This is a genomic window from Streptomyces radiopugnans, from assembly GCF_900110735.1.
Taxonomy (GTDB): Bacteria; Actinomycetota; Actinomycetes; order Streptomycetales; family Streptomycetaceae; genus Streptomyces; species Streptomyces radiopugnans.
Window position 1 is genome coordinate 87,871 of the sequence record NZ_FOET01000015.1, and the last position, 16,376, is coordinate 104,246.

15 protein-coding genes and 3 tRNA genes are annotated in these 16,376 nt (G+C 74.1%); 12 read left to right on the plus strand and 6 right to left on the minus strand.

From position 1 onward, the window contains the following. Nucleotides 1-69: 69 nt before the first annotated feature. Both BMY40_RS22410 and BMY40_RS22415 read right to left on the minus strand, forming a co-directional pair. Nucleotides 70-140 (minus strand) — tRNA-Cys (locus BMY40_RS22410). Nucleotides 141-167: 27 nt separating this feature from the next. After that, nucleotides 168-240, minus strand: a tRNA-Gly gene (locus BMY40_RS22415). Between the two features lie 135 nt (nt 241-375). Between BMY40_RS22415 and BMY40_RS22420 the strand changes: the two genes are divergently transcribed. From BMY40_RS22420 to BMY40_RS22430, 3 genes are all read left to right on the plus strand, one after another. Beyond that, complete coding sequence (locus BMY40_RS22420) at nt 376-1,491, plus strand: chorismate-binding protein (RefSeq protein WP_093662474.1); 1,116 nt, start codon at nt 376-378, stop codon at nt 1,489-1,491. Beyond that, nucleotides 1,488-2,312, plus strand: a complete 825-nt coding sequence (locus BMY40_RS22425) for an aminotransferase class IV (RefSeq protein WP_093662476.1) — start codon at nt 1,488-1,490, stop codon at nt 2,310-2,312. Before BMY40_RS22420 ends, BMY40_RS22425 begins: the two co-directional genes overlap by 4 nt. 88 nt (nt 2,313-2,400) lie before the next feature. Beyond that, nucleotides 2,401-3,231, plus strand: coding sequence for a GNAT family N-acetyltransferase (locus tag BMY40_RS22430; protein ID WP_093662478.1), 831 nt, complete (start codon nt 2,401-2,403; stop codon nt 3,229-3,231). On the opposite strand, the gene BMY40_RS22435 is transcribed toward BMY40_RS22430, so the two are convergent. Beyond that, nucleotides 3,228-3,761 (minus strand): DsbA family protein, encoded by a 534-nt coding sequence (locus BMY40_RS22435; RefSeq protein ID WP_093662480.1) that lies wholly within the window; start codon nt 3,759-3,761, stop codon nt 3,228-3,230. The two genes, BMY40_RS22430 and BMY40_RS22435, sit on opposite strands and share 4 nt — an antisense overlap. A gap of 140 nt (nt 3,762-3,901) precedes the next feature. On the opposite strand from BMY40_RS22435, the gene BMY40_RS22440 reads away from it, so the two are divergent. Together BMY40_RS22440 and BMY40_RS22445 are read left to right on the plus strand one after the other, a co-directional pair. Beyond that, nucleotides 3,902-4,369 carry a hypothetical protein gene (locus tag BMY40_RS22440; RefSeq protein WP_093662482.1) on the plus strand — a complete coding sequence of 156 codons (468 nt, stop codon included), beginning with the start codon at nt 3,902-3,904 and terminating at the stop codon, nt 4,367-4,369. 101 nt (nt 4,370-4,470) lie between these two features. Then, on the plus strand, nt 4,471-4,698 hold the full coding sequence (locus BMY40_RS22445) for a hypothetical protein (protein ID WP_425443160.1): 228 nt from the start codon (nt 4,471-4,473) through the stop codon (nt 4,696-4,698). A gap of 56 nt (nt 4,699-4,754) precedes the next feature. Here BMY40_RS22445 and BMY40_RS22450 read toward each other — a convergent pair whose 3' ends face one another. Together BMY40_RS22450 and BMY40_RS22455 are read right to left on the minus strand one after the other, a co-directional pair. After that, nucleotides 4,755-5,315: a CGNR zinc finger domain-containing protein gene (locus BMY40_RS22450; RefSeq protein WP_093662486.1), complete on the minus strand. Its 561-nt coding sequence runs from the start codon at nt 5,313-5,315 to the stop codon at nt 4,755-4,757. 192 nt (nt 5,316-5,507) lie between these two features. Continuing rightward, on the minus strand, nt 5,508-5,921 hold the full coding sequence (locus BMY40_RS22455) for an SsgA family sporulation/cell division regulator (protein WP_003959770.1): 414 nt from the start codon (nt 5,919-5,921) through the stop codon (nt 5,508-5,510). 121 nt (nt 5,922-6,042) lie between these two features. On the opposite strand from BMY40_RS22455, the gene BMY40_RS22460 reads away from it, so the two are divergent. From BMY40_RS22460 to BMY40_RS22490, 7 genes are all read left to right on the plus strand, one after another. Continuing rightward, a complete protein-coding gene (locus BMY40_RS22460; RefSeq protein WP_093662603.1) occupies nt 6,043-6,507 on the plus strand; it encodes a TIGR02611 family protein in 465 nt (154 codons plus the stop codon). Between the two features lie 76 nt (nt 6,508-6,583). Further along, nucleotides 6,584-6,655 (plus strand) — tRNA-Val (locus tag BMY40_RS22465). A gap of 222 nt (nt 6,656-6,877) precedes the next feature. Further along, the gene (locus tag BMY40_RS22470; RefSeq protein WP_093662488.1) at nt 6,878-8,149 is read left to right on the plus strand and encodes an ABC transporter substrate-binding protein; all 1,272 of its coding nucleotides are present in this window, start codon (nt 6,878-6,880) and stop codon (nt 8,147-8,149) included. Nucleotides 8,150-8,169: 20 nt separating this feature from the next. Further along, nucleotides 8,170-9,180, plus strand: coding sequence for a carbohydrate ABC transporter permease (locus BMY40_RS22475; protein ID WP_093662490.1), 1,011 nt, complete (start codon nt 8,170-8,172; stop codon nt 9,178-9,180). After that, nucleotides 9,177-10,085, plus strand: a complete 909-nt coding sequence (locus tag BMY40_RS22480) for a carbohydrate ABC transporter permease (RefSeq protein WP_093662492.1) — start codon at nt 9,177-9,179, stop codon at nt 10,083-10,085. The genes BMY40_RS22475 and BMY40_RS22480 overlap by 4 nt, the downstream gene beginning before the upstream one ends. After that, nucleotides 10,082-10,738, plus strand: a complete 657-nt coding sequence (locus tag BMY40_RS22485; protein WP_245770250.1) for a hypothetical protein — start codon at nt 10,082-10,084, stop codon at nt 10,736-10,738. Before BMY40_RS22480 ends, BMY40_RS22485 begins: the two co-directional genes overlap by 4 nt. Nucleotides 10,739-10,825: 87 nt before the next feature. Then, the gene (locus BMY40_RS22490) at nt 10,826-13,582 is read left to right on the plus strand and encodes an exo-rhamnogalacturonan lyase family protein (RefSeq protein WP_093662494.1); all 2,757 of its coding nucleotides are present in this window, start codon (nt 10,826-10,828) and stop codon (nt 13,580-13,582) included. Between the two features lie 173 nt (nt 13,583-13,755). Here BMY40_RS22490 and BMY40_RS27785 read toward each other — a convergent pair whose 3' ends face one another. After that, nucleotides 13,756-16,356: an SCO7613 C-terminal domain-containing membrane protein gene (locus tag BMY40_RS27785; RefSeq protein WP_245770251.1), complete on the minus strand. Its 2,601-nt coding sequence runs from the start codon at nt 16,354-16,356 to the stop codon at nt 13,756-13,758. Between the last annotated feature and the right edge of the window lie 20 nt (nt 16,357-16,376).

The window sequence follows — 16,376 nt, forward strand, 5'->3', positions numbered from 1 at the left end:
CGATACTGGGATTGAACCAGTGACCTCTTCCGTGTCAGGGAAGCGCTCTCCCGCTGAGCTAATCGTCCGAGGTGGAGACGGGATTTGAACCCGTGTAGACGGCTTTGCAGGCCGTTGCCTCGCCTCTCGGCCACTCCACCAGTGCGGGGGCCGCAGGGCCCCCATCGAGCGGACGACGAGATTCGAACTCGCGACATCCACCTTGGCAAGGTGGTGCTCTACCAACTGAGCTACGTCCGCAGTGCCTCTCCCGGGGCGGTGCTCGGGAGCTGCCGTCACCGCCCGCTGCCGCGCTCGGTGACGACATGAACTCTAGCGGATTCCCGGGCCAGCTCAAATTCCGTTTCCCCAGCGTGCCCGCCGTAGACTCGCCGCGTGCACGATCCGGCCCCTCTCGCCCGCTTCGGCGGTCTTGTCGCCACCGACCTGCGGGACGTCACCAGCGACCCCGCCGCCCTGGACTCCACCGGCTGGTGGGCGGTGGTCGCCGACTTCGAAGGCCGCCTGGTCTGCGCCCGCTTCGGCGATGTGCGGCCCGACCCCGTACCCCGTCCCCGGCCGGGGCGCTGGCGCGGACCGGACGCCGGCGCCTGGACGTCGTCCCTGGACCGCGCCGCCTACACCGCGGGCGTGCGGCGCATACGCGAGCACATAGCGGCGGGCGAGGTCTACCAGGCCAACCTCTGCCGCGTGCTCACCGCGCCGCTGCCCGACCCGGCCGCCGCCGACCCCGACGAACTGACCGCGCTCCTGGCGCGCGGCAACCCAGCCCCCCACGCCGGCACCGTCCGCCTCCCCGCCCACGGGATCGAGGTCGCCACGGCCTCGCCCGAGCTGTACCTCGCCCGCCGCGGGCGCACCGTGGAGTCCCGTCCCATCAAGGGCACCGGACGTACGGCCGCCGACCTGCTGGACAAGGACCGCGCGGAGAACGTGATGATCGTGGACCTGGTCCGCAACGACCTCGGCCGCGTCAGCGCCACCGGATCGGTCACCGTCCCCGCCCTGTGCGCCGTCGAGCCGCACCCCGGACTCGTCCACCTCGTCTCCACCGTCCGCGGCGAACTGGCCCCCGGGGCCGGCTGGGCCGAGCTGCTGGAGCACACCTTCCCGCCCGGATCGGTCACCGGCGCCCCCAAGTCCAGTGCCCTGCGCGTCATCCGCTCGCTGGAGGCCGCCCCGCGCGGCCCGTACTGCGGCGGCATCGGCTGGGTGGACGCCGACCGCGGCACCGGAGCGCTGGCGGTGGGCATCCGCACCTTCTGGATCGACCGCACCGCGCCCGGCGGCCCGGCGCTGCGCTTCGGCACCGGCGCCGGGATCACCTGGGGCTCGGATCCGGAGCGGGAGTGGGAGGAGACCGAACTCAAGGCGGAGCGGCTGCTCGCGGTAGCGTCGGGGGAGTACGCGAAGACGCCTTCCGCGAGCGGCGCGATCCGGACCACCGGCGCGGCGAGCACGACGGGCGGGACCGGAGGAGCTGGGGCATGACGCTGATCTGGGTGGACGGAGAACTGCGGGACGCCGACGCCGCGCGGGTGTCCGTGCTCGACCACGGACTGACCGTCGGCGACGGGGTCTTCGAGACGGTCAAGGCCGTCGACGGGCGCACCTTCGCCCTCACCCGCCATCTGGAGCGCCTGGCCGTCTCCGCCCGCGGCCTGGGCCTGCCCGAGCCGGACCGGGACGAGGTGCGCCGCGCCTGCGCCGCCGTGGTGGAGGCCAACCCCGTGCCGCTGGGCCGGCTGCGGATCACCTACACCGGTGGGCTCTCCCCCCTCGGCTCCGACCGCGGTGACGCCGGGCCCACCCTGGTCGTCGCCGTCGGCGAGGCGAAGCCCCGCCCCGACACCACCGCCGTCGTCACCGTCCCCTGGGTCCGCAACGAGCGCGGCGCGCTGGCCGGCCTGAAGACCACCTCCTACGCCGAGAACGTCGTCGCGCTGGCCCACGCCCACCGGCAGGGCGCCTCCGAGGCCCTGTTCGGCAACACCGTCGGGCGGCTGTGCGAGGGCACCGGCTCCAACGTCTTCGTCGTCCTCGACGGCGAGGTGCACACCCCGCCGCTCGCCTCCGGCTGCCTGGCCGGGATCACCCGCGCACTGGTGGCCGAGTGGACGGGTGCGCAGGAGACCGATCTGCCGATGGACGTCCTGGAACGGGCCGAGGAGGTCTTCCTCACCTCCACCCTGCGCGACGTCCAGGCCGTCCACCGGATCGACGGACGCGAACTTCCCTCCGCGCCGGGACCGGTCACGGCCAAGGCGATGCGGACCTTCGCCGAGCGCTCGGCGGCCGACATCGACCCGTGAGGCGGCGGCCGCGCCCGGTGCCCCGGCGCCCCCGGTCTCCCCGCGTCCCGGTGACAGGCGGGGCGCCGAGGTGGGTAGAACCCAGGCGATGACCACCACCCTGCGCCCCACCGGACCCGAGCGGCACGCCGCGGACGGCGCCCGCTCCCGCTCGTACGACGTCTGCGTCAACGGCCGCCCCGTCGGCCGTGTGCGGCTGGCCACGGACGGACGCTTCGGCCCGTCGGCCGGCCGCATCGAGGAACTCGCCGTCCACGGACCCGACCGCCGCAGGGGCCGGGCCACCGTCGCCGCGCTCGCGGCCGAGGAGGTGCTGCGCGGCTGGGGCGTCCGCCGGATCGAGGCGAGCGTCCCGGCGGACGCCGGCCCCGCCCTGCGGCTGGCCGCGGCCCTGGGGTACGCCGAGCGCAGCCGGAGCATGGCCAAGGAACTGTCCGAGCCGCCCGTACTGCCCGGCGGCAGCGCGATGCGCCCCCTGGAGGCGGACGAGTACCCGGCGTGGCTGGAGGGCCGCCGGGAGGCCTACGCCCGCGTCTGGGCCGGGTGGGGCATGGATCCGGAGCGGGCCCGCCTCAGGTCCGAGGCCGACCACGCCGGGCTGCTGCCCGACGGGCCGGACACCGCGGGCACCGCCCTGCGCGTCCTCGTCCACGAAGGAGCGGACGTCGGCACGCTCTGGCTGGCGACGGCCCGTGCGCGCGGATCCGGCGCCTGGGTCTTCGACGTCGAGGTGGCCCCGTCACACCGCGGCCGGGGCCACGGCCGGACGCTGATGCTCGCCGCCGAGCGCGAGTGCCTGGCGGCCGGGGTGCGCACGCTCGGGCTCAACGTCTTCACGGACAACGCCGCGGCCCTGCGGCTGTACGAGTCGCTCGGCCACCGGCCGACCGCCCACCATCTGTACAAGCCGCTGCTCTAGCCGTGCCGCCCGGTCCCCTCCCCGGACCCGGCCAGCAGCCGGTCGGCGATCTCCTCGATCCGCTCGCGCAGGCCGTCCTGGCTCTTCCCGCCGTCCAGCCGCTCGCCGCCGATCACATAGGTCGGGGTGCCGGTGACCCCGATCGCCCGGCCCTCGGCCTGGTCGGCGTCGACGACCAGCAGATGCCGCCCGTCGATCAGGGCGGTGTCCATCTCCTCGGCGTCCAGACCCGTCTCCCGGGCCACCTCCAGCAGCAGTTCCTCGCCGCGCTCGCCCAGCTCCCCGGCGCGGGCCAGGACCGCCTCGGCGTACTCGTCGCCCCGGCCCTGCGCGTACGCCTCCTCGGCGGCCTGGGCGGCCGCGTAGGAGTGGCGGTGCTTGTCCAGGGGGAAGTGGCGCAGCCGGATCTCCAGGGCGTCGCCGTACCGCTCGCGCAGCACGCGCAGGTCGGCCATGGCCCGGTCGCAGTCCGGGCACTGCAGCTCGCACCAGACGTCCAGGACGGGGCGGGAGGGGCGGGTGTCGTCCATGGGGACAGTCTCCCAGTCCGGCCCGGAGAGGGGGCCGTGAGGTCCGAGAAGGGGGCCGGGGTCCGGGGGATCCCGGAAATCCCCCCGGGCCGCGGGGCCGGGCATGGCACATACGGGGCGAGAAGCGGCACGATGGATACATGCTGACCACGACCGTCTGCGCGGCGCTCTCCGCGGCGGGACTGGCCGTCGCCTTCCTGACGGCCTACCGCCGCCGCTTCGCCGCGGCCACCCGTATAGCGGCCCTCTCCCTGGTGCCCGTCGGACTGGCGATGTCCGGCCTGCTGGGAATGTTCGGCGAGATCGGAGGGGCGGTGGCGTCCTGGGCCTCGGGCCTGGTGCTCGAACCCACGGTCTGGGCCGGCTTCGGGGTGCTCGCCGCGGCCCTCGTCCTCTACGTGGTGGGCCGCGCCGCCGGGAGGCGTACGCGTGCCCGCGAGGGTGGCACCGGATCCGGGCGCGGCGGGCGCCGCGCGGCGGAGTCCGGCGCCTCCCGGCCGGCCCTCGGAGGCGAGGGCGCCGGGGGCCGCGAGAAGCGGCCGGCGGGGGCGACCGACGCGGACGACTTCTCGGACATCGAAGCGATTCTGAAGAAACACGGCATCTGAATCCGGTGAACCGGGCCCGCACGGTGGTGTGTTGAACCGCGCGGCACCCCGGCCTGCGCCATCATCGCGGCGAGATGCGCGACACCACCGACACCACCGACATCGCCACCGGCACCACGGCCGGCACCGCCACCGGCACAACCGGGGGCCGTGCTCCCGGCCCCCCGCACGAGGCGAGCCCCGGCGTACGGCCCGGCGGACCGCCCACCGGGCTTCCCGAGCCCCGCGGCTGCCTGTTCGCCCTCTCCCAGCCGCCGCTGATGCTCTTCCTGGCCGTCGTCGGCGCACTGGTCTTCCTGGCGGCGGCGCACGACCTGTTCCTGCTCTGACCGCCGGCTGCTCCGCTCCCCGGCCCCCGGTCCCGGCGCTGCCCGTCCGGTCCCGGTCAGCTCCCGGAGGCCTCGCGCTGCCGCGCCCGGTAGGCGGCCACGTGCAGACGGTTGCCGCAGGTGCGGCTGTCGCAGTAGCGGCGCGAGCGGTTCCGGGACAGGTCGATGAAGGCGCGGCGGCAGTCGGGGGCGGCGCAGCGGCGCAGCCGCTCGCGCTCCCCGGCGACCACCAGGAAGGCCAGGGCCATGCCGCCGTCCGCGGCGAGGTGGTCGGCGAGGGAGGCGCCGGGCGCGAAGTAGTGGATGTGCCAGTCGTAGCCGTCGTGGTCGGTGAGCCGGGGCGTGGTGCCGGCGGCGGCGACCAGTGTGTTCACCAGCTCGGCCGCGCGGTGCGCGTCGGACGCGGCGAAGACCCGCCCGAACTGCTCGCGCACCTCTCGTACGGCGGCCAGGTCCGTCTCGTCCAGGGCGCCCACGTCGCTGACGGCGTTGCGCTCGACGAAGGCGCGCAGCGCGCCGACGTCGGCGAGCGTGTCGGGGGTGTGCTCGTCGGGCGCGGTGTTCAGGAGATCGACGACGGCGTCGAGAGCGCACCGGGTGTCGTGGTTGATCAGCACGGTCGTCGCTCCCTGGCCGGTGTCTCGTCGGCAGCCCTGCGGGCCTTGCTGCGGTGAGACTCTAGTCGCTCCCGGACACGGCGACGCCGCCGCCACGGTGATACGTGGCGGCGGCGTCGTCGTCGCTGGGCCGGGAGGGCCGGGCCCCGAGCCGTCGCCCCGAGTCGGACGGCAACGGGGTGCCGGCGTCTGTCAGCTCTCCGCGAGGATGTGGGAGAGCTCGGTGTCGAGGTCGAAGTGCCGGTGCTCGGTGCCTGGGGGGACGGCGGCGTCCGTTCGCTTGAGGAAGGACTCCAGGGCCCGCGCGGGGGCCTCCAGCAGCGCCTCGCCCTCCGGTGAGCTGAGAGCGATGCAGACGACGCCCTGACCGTGGCTGCGGGACGGCCAGACACGGACGTCGCCGGTGCCTGTGGGACGGTGCAGGCCTTCGGCGAGGAGGTCGCGGGCGAAGACCCACTCGACGGTCTCCTCGGCGCCGGTGTGGAAGGTGGCGTGCACGGCGTAGGGATCGGCCGTGTCATACCGCAGGCCCGCGGGTACAGGCAGGGAGGACTCGCTCGATACAACGAGGCGCAGGTGCAGCTCGCAGCTGACCGTGGTGTTCATAAGCGCCAGGGCCTTTCGCTCAGTGTGCGCTCGGGGATTCGCACGTCGGCGAAATCGACATGCCACCTACGGGATGGGTGTAAACCCCTCTGCCCCTTTTGTTTCCCTTCGCATCATTCAGATGGAGGAATGCGGATTTGGCCGGTGGTCTGTTCGGGCGAACGGCGCAGAGGCCTCGGGTAATCTGGGGCAGGTGGAAACCGAGAGTAAGGAACGGGCCCTCGGTTCACGGGCGCCGCAGTTCATCAAGGCGTCCCGGGCGCTCCATCTGAGCTGGCAGGTGGGGGTCTTCCTGGTCGGGCTCGCCATCGTGATCGCCGGAGTGCTGATGCTGGCGCTGCCGGGGCCGGGCTGGCTGGTGATCTTCACGGGGCTGGCGGTCTGGGCGACGGAGTTCGTCTGGGCCCAGATCGTCCTGCGGTGGACGCGGCGGAAGGTCTCCGAGGCGGCCAGGCGCGCGCTCGACCCGAAGGTGCGGCGCCGCAACATGGTGCTCACGGCGCTCGGCGTGGCCGTCGCGGCGACCCTGGTGGCCGTGTACCTGACGCTGTACGGGACGGCGATGCCGTGGGACGTCGCGAGCTGAGCCGGTGAGGGCGCCGGGGCGGGCGCGAGGGGGTCACGAGCAGTCGCTGACATGCGGTAATGTTGTCGCCGCACCCGGGCGATTAGCTCAGCGGGAGAGCGCTTCGTTCACACCGAAGAGGTCACTGGTTCGATCCCAGTATCGCCCACCGAAGGCCGGGGTCCCGGCAGGCGCGGAGCCTGCCGGGACCCCGGCCTCTTCCGTGTGTGGCCCGTGTGCGCCCGTACACGCTCCGGATGCCCGCCGGTGAATTCTGTCCGAACCGTTGACGCCTCTGCCGCTCGTCCCTAAGTTAGCCCGGCAAGCGCTTGCCTAAAACGTTTCAAACAACCGGGGTGGCGGGACGAACCCGCCCGGGAGGGGCGTTTCGATGAGTTCTCGACGGAGCAGGACCACGGGCCTGCGGGCGATAGGGGCCGGCCTGGCCGCGCTGGGGCTGCTCGCCTCCGGATGCGGCGGCGGCGACGGAGGCGCGGACGGCAAGGTGACCATCCGCTACTCCTGGTGGGGCGCGCAGGACCGGGCCGACCTGATCAACAGGACCGTGGACCTGTTCGAGAAGGAGAACCCCGGCATCGAGGTCAAGACCGACTTCCAGGAGTACGGCGACTTCTGGACCAAGTTCAACACCCAGGCCGCGGGCGGCAATCCGCCGGACGTCTTCCAGAACTCCTATGCCTTCCTGCGCAAGTACGGGCAGAAGAACCTGCTGCTGGATCTCGACGCCCAGGTGAAGGCGGGCAATCTGAACCTGGACGACTTCCGCCAGGGACTGGGCAGGGCCGGCGAGGTCGACGGAAAGCTGCTGGGCGTGCCGGTCGGCGCCAACACCTTCACCCTCGTCTACGACGTCAAGGCGTTCGAGGAGGCCGGGGTCACCCCCGAGCCCGGCTGGACGTGGAAGGAGTTCGACGCGGCCGTCGAGAAGATCAGCGGATCCGGGAAGGACTTCTGGGGCGCCAGCAACAACGGCGGCGTGATGTACCTGTACGACCTCTACCTGCGCCAGCAGGGGAAGGCGTTCTTCACCGAGGACGGGCTCGGCTTCACCGAGGCCGACCTGAAGAAGTGGTGGGGCGACTACCGGGAGAAGCTCGACGACGGCCTGCTCGTCCCGGCCAAGCAGGCCGAGCAGGTCAAGCCCAAGTCCGAGGTCAGCGCCGGTCTGTCGGCCGCCGAGTTCACCTGGGACAACTTCCTGGTCCGCTACGTCTCCGAGACGGACAGGGAACTCGCCCTGGCGCCCATCCCGACCATGGACGGCGAGCGGACCGGGCAGTACCTCTCCTCGCTGATGCTCAGCGCCTCCGCCCGCACCAAGCACCCGGAGGAGGTCGCCAAGTTCATCGACTTCATGGTCAACGACCCCGAGGTCGGGAAGATCATGGGCTACAACCGCGGGGTGCTGCCGACCAACGCGCAGTTCGACGCCTACAAGCCCGAGGGCCCCGACGCCAAGATCGCCGAGTACGAGAAGAGCGTCACCGACTACCTCGAGCCGATCACGCCGCACCCGGCCGGAACCGACACCGTCGAGGCCGCCTTCCTGAGCATCTACGGCTCGGTGGCCCAGGGATCCGTCTCCGTCGACGACGCGGTGTCCCAGTTCTTCGACGAGGCCAAGACCGCCCTCGGCTCCTGACCCGAGGAGAACGTCCCGTGATGCGTACCGACACCCCCGCACCGGCCGGGGCGGAGGGGGAGCGGGCGGTGGAGAGCCCCCACCGCCCCGCCCCGTCCGCCCCCGCCCCCCGGCCCGCCTCCACCGCGCGGCGGCGGGCCCGCCGGGAGACCCTGGCCGGCTATCTGTTCCTCTCCCCGTGGTGCGTCGGCATCCTGCTGCTGACGCTGGGGCCGATGCTCGTCTCGCTCTACCTGGCCTTCACCGACTACAACCTCTTCGACTCGCCCCGCTGGGTGGGCCTGGCGAACTTCTCCGAGATGTTCTCCGACGACCGCTGGTGGAAGTCGGTCCGGGTCACGGCGGTGTTCGTGCTGATCGCCACCCCGCTCAAGCTCGCGGTCGCGCTCGGCGTGGCGATGCTGCTGGTGCGGCCCCGCAAGGGACAGGGCTTCTACCGCTCGGCGTTCTACGCCCCCTCGCTGATCGGGGCGAGCGTGAGCATCGGCATCGTCTGGCGGGCCCTGTTCCAGGACGACGCGGTCGTCGACCGGTCCCTGAGCCTGTTCGGCTGGGACGGCGGCGGCTGGGTCGGCGACCCGGACTGGTCGATGCCCACCCTGATCGCCCTGTCGGCCTGGCAGTTCGGTGCGCCGATGGTCATCTTCCTGGCCGGCCTCAAGCAGGTGCCGCGCGAGCTGTACGAGGCGGCCGAGGTGGACGGAGCCGGCGCCTGGCGGCGGTTCCGCTCCATCACCCTGCCGATGATCTCCCCGGTGCTCTTCTTCAACCTGCTGCTGGAGATCATCCACTCCTTCCAGATCTTCACCTCCGCGCTCGTGATCGCCGGACCCGGCGGCGGACGCGCGGGCGGCCCCGGCGACTCGCTGCTCGTCTACACCTGGTACCTGTACGAGCAGGGCTTCTCCAACCTGCGCATGGGCTACGCCTCCGCGATGGCCTGGATGCTGCTCGCCGGGATCGCCGTGGTGACCGCCGTGCTGTTCTGGTCCCAGCGCCGCTGGGTGCACTACGAGGAGGGGGGCCGATGAGCGCGCCCACCGGCACCGTCCGTACCGCCCGTCCCGTCCGCCCCCCGCGCGGCGGGGCCGGCGCCCCGGCGCGCCGCGGTGCGCGGTCGGTCCTGTGGCACCTGGGGGCGCTGGCCCTCCTGGCCGTGGTGCTCTACCCGGTGGTGTGGGTGCTGGGCGGCTCCCTCAAGCCGGGCAACGAGATCGTGGGCAGCCTCGAACTGCTGCCCACCGACCCGATCACCGACAACTACGAGCGGCTCGCCGACGGGATCGCGGGCATCGGCATCGAGACGTTCTTCCTCAACTCGCTGCTGGTGGCGCTGGGTTCGGTGGCCGGCGTGTTGTTCTCCTGCTCGCTGGCCGCGTACGCCTTCGCCCGGATCCGCTTCGCGGGCCGCAACGTGCTGTTCACGCTGATGATCGGCACCCTGCTGCTGCCCGTCCACGTGCTGCTGGTGCCGCAGTACGTGCTGTTCCAGAAGATGGAGCTGATCAACACCTATGTGCCGCTGCTGCTGGGCAAGTTCCTCGCGGTGGACGCCTTCTTCGTCTTCCTGATGGTGCAGTTCATGCGCAACCTCCCCAGGGAGCTGGACGAGGCGGCCCGCATCGACGGCTGCGGCCACTGGCGGATCTACTGGACGATCGTGCTGCCGCTGTGCCGCCCGGCGCTGATCACCAGTGCCATCTTCAGCTTCATCTGGGCCTGGAACGACTTCCTCGGGCCGCTGATCTACCTCAACGAGCCCGACAAGTACACCGTCTCGCTCGGCCTGAAGATGTTCATGGACCAGGACAGCCTCGCCGACTACGGCGGCATGATCGCCATGTCGGTCGCGGCCCTGCTGCCGGTGCTGCTGTTCTTCCTGACCTTCCAGCGCTACCTCGTCGAGGGCGCGGCCACCTCGGGGCTCAAGGGATGAGCGGGACGAGCGCCGCGGCGCGGGCTCGCGCGGACATCTCCCCGGGCACCGCCCCGGGCGCCGCCGGAAGTGCGGACCGGCGGCCCCTCGCCGCCCGGTTCGCGCTCTTCGCCGAGTGCCTGCTGGCCGGGGTGTGGCTGCTGCTCGCCGCGCTCGCACTGGTGACGGCGCTGCCCGCGTTCGCCGCCGCCTGCGGGCATCTGCGGCGGTACCTGGACGCCGAGCGGGCGGGGTGGCGGGAGTTCGCCGCCGAGTGGGCGGCGGCCGTACGCACCGGCTGGCGGTTCTCGCTGCTGTGGTGGGCCGCCCTGGCGCTGCTCGCCTTCGACCTGCGGGTGGTCTCCTCCGGGCTGCTGCCCGGAGGCCCGGCGGTGGCCGCGGTCGGCGCCGTCACGGCCGCCGCCGCGGTGGCCGTGGTGGTCACCGGGCTGCGCGCCGCCGCGGCCTGGCGCCCCGGCGCGGACTGGTTCCGCACCGGCCGGGCCGCCGCCCGGCGCACCCTGCGCACCGAGCCGGGCGGCTCGCTGCTGTTGGCCGGAGGGCTGGCCGTGGTCGGCGTCGCGGCCTGGATGCTGCCGCCCCTGGCCGCCCCGGCGCTCGGCTGCCTGGCCGCCTGTGCGGTCGCCGTCGAGCGGCGGCACGGCCGCCCCTGACCGCATTCCCGACCCGGCCGTCCGGCGCCACCGCCGGGCGGTCGGCATCTCGAACTGTCATGGCCCTGACACTAGAATGGGAGCGTCATGTCCCCGATCCCCAGACGGAACGTGCTCCAGGCCGCCGCGGTCGCCGGCGCCGCCGCCCACGCCTCCTGGCTGCTCGGCGGGACCCCAGCCCACGCGGCCCGCCCGGCCGGTGCCGCCACCGGCGCCAAGGGAGCCGACGGCCCGGTGGAGATCACCTGGCTGGAGGACGGCGGCCTCGGCGAGGCCCCCGGCAACACCTTCGGAGTGCCCTGGCCCATGGGCGCCCTGAAGGCCGGCACCCCCTTCTCGCTCGGCGCCGCGGACGGCACCGCCGTCCCCGTCCAGACCTGGCCCACCGCGTACTGGCCCGACGGCACCCTGAAGTGGACCGCGCACGCCGTCGGCCCCGAGGCCGGGAACGCCGCCTCCTACCGCCTCACCCCCGGCGACGCGCCCGCCGCACCCGCCAGGGCCCTCACCGTCACCCGCAAAGGCGGCGACGTCGTGGTGGACACCGGTACCGTCACCGCCCGCATCGGCGGGGACGGCGGATCCCTGGTGAAGTCGGTGCGCCGGGGCTCCACCGAGATCGCCCGCGACGGCCGCCTGGTCCTGCTCCGCCAGGGGAGGATCGACGACGGCGACCAGGGCACGCAGAAGTGGCAGCGCTTCGACGGCGACATCGAGAAGGTCGCCGTCGAACAGGACGGCCCCGTCCGCGCGGTGGTCCGCGTCGACGGCAGGCACCGCCGGGGAAGCCGCGGCTGGCTGCCGTTCTCCGTCCGCCTGTACTTCCACGCCGGCTCCGACGCCTTCCGGATGCTGCACACCGTCACCTTCGACGGCGACGAGCACGAGGACTTCATCCGCGGCCTCGGCGTGCGCTTCACCGTGCCCATGCGCGACGAGCACCACGATCGCCACATCCGCCTCGGCGGCGAGGGCCGCGGTCTGCTGTCGGAGGCGGTCAGGGGCGTCACCGGACTGCGCCGCGACCCCGGCGCCGAGGTCCGCGCCAAGCAGGTCAGGGGCGAGAGGCTGCCCGACCCCGCCACCTGGGACCAGCGTGTCACCAGCCGGCTGCACCTCATCCCCACCTGGGGCGACTACACCCTCGCCCAGCTCTCCGCCGACGGCTTCACCGTGCGCAAGCGCACCAAGCCCGGCCACGGCTGGATCGCCGCGGGAGGCGGACGCCGGGCCTCGGGCTTCGGCTACGTCGGCGGGGTCGGCGGCGGACTCTCCTTCGGGCTGCGCGACTTCTGGCGCAAGCACCCCGCCCAGCTCGACGTACGCGGCGCCGCCACGGACGAGGCCGAGGTCACCCTCTGGCTGTGGTCACCCGAGGCGCAGCCGATGGACCTGCGCTTCTACCACGACGGCATGGGCCAGGACACCCACGCCGAGCAGCTCGAGGGCCTCAACATCACCTACGAGGACTACGAGCCCGGCTTCGGAACCCCCTACGGCATCGCCCGCACCAGCGAGTTGATGTTCTGGGCCAACGCCGCCACCCCCGCCGCCGAGACCCTCGCCCGCCAGGCCGAGGCCGTGCAGACCCCGCCGCAACTGGCCGCCCCGCCCGCGCACCTGGCCGCCGCCGGAGTCCTCGGCGCCCTGTTCGCCCCCGTCGACCGCTCCACACCCGCGAAGGCGAGGCTGGAGGACCACCTGGACTTCCTCTTCGACTACTACCGCGACCAGGTGGAGCAGCGCCGCTGGTACGGCTTCTGGGACTACGGCGACATCATGCACACCTACGACGCGGACCGGCACCAGTGGCGCTACGACGTCGGCGGCTACGCCTGGGACAACTCCGAGCTCTCCCCGGACCTGTGGCTGTGGTACGCCTACCTGCGCTCCGGCCGCGCCGACGTCTTCCGCTTCGCCGAGGCCATGACCCGCCACACCGGCGAGGTCGACGTCTACCACCTGGGCAAGTGGGCCGGGCTCGGCACCCGCCACGGCGTGCAGCACTACGCCGACAGCGCCAAGCAGCAGCGCATCTCCACCGCCGTCTACCGCCGCCCGTACTACTTCCTCACCGCCGACGAGCGCTGCGGCGACCTGATGCACGCCCTGGTCGACTCCGACGAGACCTTCCTCGCCCTCGACCCGCTGCGCAAGATCCGCACCGAGCCCTACGAGCCCGACCCCCGGGCGCTGGGCATCGGGCTGGGCACCGACTGGAGCGGCCTGGCCGCCGCCTGGCTCACCGAATGGGAGCGCCGCGGCCCCAAGGCGGAGAGGGCCGAGAAGAAGCTGAAGGCCACCATGCGCACCATCGCGCGGATGCCCAACGGGTTCTGCACCGGCGAGGGCCGCTACGACATCGAGACCGGGGAGTTCGCCGAGGCTGAGAAGAAGGTCTCGATGAGCCATCTGAGCGCGATGTTCGGGCAGGTGGAGATCTGCGCAGAGCTGATCCACCTCACCGACGTGGAAGGCTTCGAGGAGGCCTGGCTCCAGTACTGCCGCCTCTACGGCGCCACCCGGGCCGAGCAGCAGGCCGAACTCGGCGGCTACGCCACCAACCTCATCCTCCAGCAGGGCCATTCCCGCCTCACCGCCTACGCGGCCTCCCGGCTGAAGGACGAGCGGGAGAAGTACGGCACCCGGGCCTGGCGGGAGTTCTTCACCAAGGACGCCTGGGGCTACAGCGATTCCTCCCCCTGGAAGACGGAGAAGATCAGCGGGCCCATGGCCCTGGTCGAGGGCAGCGGGGCCGCCTGGGTGGACACCAACACCACCGCCCTGTACGGCCTGGCCGCCATCCAGAACCTCGCCCTGATCGGGGACCTCCTCCCCGAGTGAGGCCGGCCGGACCGGGGCGGACGGTCCAGGCTCCCGTCCGCCCCTTCCGGCCCGGCCCGTCTTGGTGGCCCGTCTTGGCCCGGCCTGTCCCCGCTCCTGCTCCCGCTCCTGCTCCCGCTCCTGCTCCCGCTCCTGCTCCTGCTGCTTCCGCGATCGCCGGAGCCGCCGGGCCGTCAGCGCATCCGGCCCACCGCGCGGCGCAGCCGCCGCGCGTCCCGCAGCCGCCGCTCGTAGGTCGCGCCGAGGGCCAGGAGCAGCACGCCGGCGGCGGCCGGCGGCGCCCACCGGGGGAGGAGCCCGGCCACCTGGACGACGTAGGGAGCCAGTTCGTGCACGGCGACGAGCGCGGCGGTGCCCCCGCCCAGCAGCAGCGGGGCCTTCAGCCGCGACCGCGCGCCCAGCACCGTCAGGGCGAGTGCGGCGGTGCCCAGCAGCAGCGGGCGCAGCCAGTGCGTGTCCAGCCAGACCGCCACCAGGCTCGGCACCAGCGTCGTCGCCAGCCCGGGGCCGTACGCCGCCCAGGAGGAGACCTCCGGCCGGATCCGGTGCAGATGGCCGACGGCCAGCGCGGGGATCGTGACCGGCAGGGTGTACGCCTCCGGCGAGGTCACCTCCCAGCTCCCCAGCCGCACCCACCAGGCCAGCACCAGCAGCACGCCCCCGGCGTACGCCGCGACCGGCCGGCGCTCCGCGCGCAGCGCCACGCCCCCCGCCGCCACCCCGCACAGGGCCAGCGCCAGGGAGAGCGCGACGGGCTCCGCGACCGTCAGCGCGACGGCCGCGGCGGCGACGGCGTACCCGGCGCACTCCACCGGCGCCCCGGTCGGACGCGCCCGCAGCCGGGCGGCCAGGGGCACCGTGGCGACCGCGGCGCCCAGCGCCGCGAACGCCGCCCGGTGGAGCGGTGCGCCCAGGGCCAGGGGTACGGCGGCCGCGAACGCGCCCGACCACAGCACCGCCGCCACGGCCACCACCGGACCCACCGACGCGGAGGCGCGCGCGGCCACCGCCGCCCCGGCGAAGGCCGCGGCCAGCGCACCCAGGACGGCCACCGTCATCGCCGGTTCGGCCAGGGACCAGCCGCTCACCGCCGCGGCCGCCGCCAGCGCGGTCACAGGAGCCGGCCAGGCCGGACCCGACCCGGCCGCGTCCGGTCCGGCCGCACCCGGCCGGACCGGGCTGACCGAGACGGCCAGCAGCACCACCACCAGCGCCAGCAGCAGCACCACGGCCACCCGGTACGGCAGGTCCAGCACCACCGGCAGTACGGCCGCCGCCGCGGCCGCCGCCACCAGCGCGCCCCCTCGGGCCCGCGCGCGCCACTGCCGCGGCACACGCGCCCCCGTCCCCAGGCCCCACCCCACCGCGGCCGACGCCACCGCCAGTGCGCCCAGCACCGCCGGCAGCGCCATCCCGTACGGCCAGCCCAGTCCCGGAGCGACCGCGGCCCGGGCGCCCTGCGGCGCACCGTCCCACACCCTGGACACCCATCCCAGCGGCCCCAGCACCAGCCGTGCCACGGCGGGCAGCGCCCACAGCGCGGCACCGGCGCACACCGCGGCGGACGCCAGCCGCAGCCCCGCCGCCACGGACCGTTCCCCCACCGGGACCACCCCCAGCGCCATCGCGCACAGCAGGAAGCCCAGCACCGGCCACTCCGGCTCCGGCAACACCCCCGTCCCCCGCAGCGCGCCACCGCCCGCCACCAGCACGGCCAGCCCCGCCACCGCGGCCGGCACCACCGCGGCCGGCACCACCGCCGCGGGCGCCGCCGCATCCGTGCGGGCGGCGACCCGGGCGAGACGGCGGGCCGCGTACAGCAGCACCGCCGCGGCCGCCGCGAGCAGCGCCGCCGAGTGCGCGGACCCGGCCCACCCCCTCGCCGTCAGGGCCAGTACGGCGGCGGTCAGCAGCCCCGGAACCCCCAGCGCGCACCCCGCGGCGAGAGCCGTCACCGCCACCGCCCGCCGTCCGCGTCCGGCGCACCACAGTGCCACCGCCGCGTCACCGGCCGCCGTCGCCAGCAGCGCCCAGGAGAAGGCGTACGGGCCGCCGCCCGCGCTCAGCGCCCACAGCGGCAGCGGGAGCTGGGCCAGGCACACGGCGACGGGCAGCGGACCGCGCAGCCGGGGCAGCGCCGCCCCGTACCCCGCCCAGAGCGCGGCGGTCACGGCCGCCACCACCGCCGCGTAGCCGGCGCCGCCGGCCTCCGGCAGCGCCACCCGGTGCAGCGCGTAGGCGTCGAGCAGGAGCAGGACCAGCCCCAGCGACGCCACCGCCTCGGCCGTCGCGGTCAGCCCGCGGCGGGTCAGCGCCGCGGGCACGCCCAGCCCCAGAAGCGTCAGCGCGCCCAGCACCGCCGCGCGCCCCCCGATACCCAGCCGGCCCCAGCTCACCAGCGTGAAGGCGGTCACCGCGACCGCCAGCAGCACCCCGCCGAGGGCCAGCAGCACGTTCCGCGCGGCCGGCGGGGCGGGCGGCGGCGCGGTCGATGGGGCGGGCGGACCGGCCGGGGGAACGCGAGGAGCGGTGTCCGTCCGGCCGCCGCCCCCGGGGCCGGAGGCACGCAACCCGGCCAGCAACTGCCCGCGCCGGTACAGCAGTTCGGTGCGCCGGGCCTCCAGCCGCCACAACTCGGCGTCGATCTCCCGCACCTGTTGCGGCACCGGACCGGTGAGCGGCAGCGCGCACCGGGGGCAGGCGGCCGCCGGCGCGCCGGGAGCGAGTGGCAGTGAGCAACCGGGGCAGTAGGCAGGCGGTGGGAGGTTCGGCATGCGCGGAGTGTGGCGCGTAC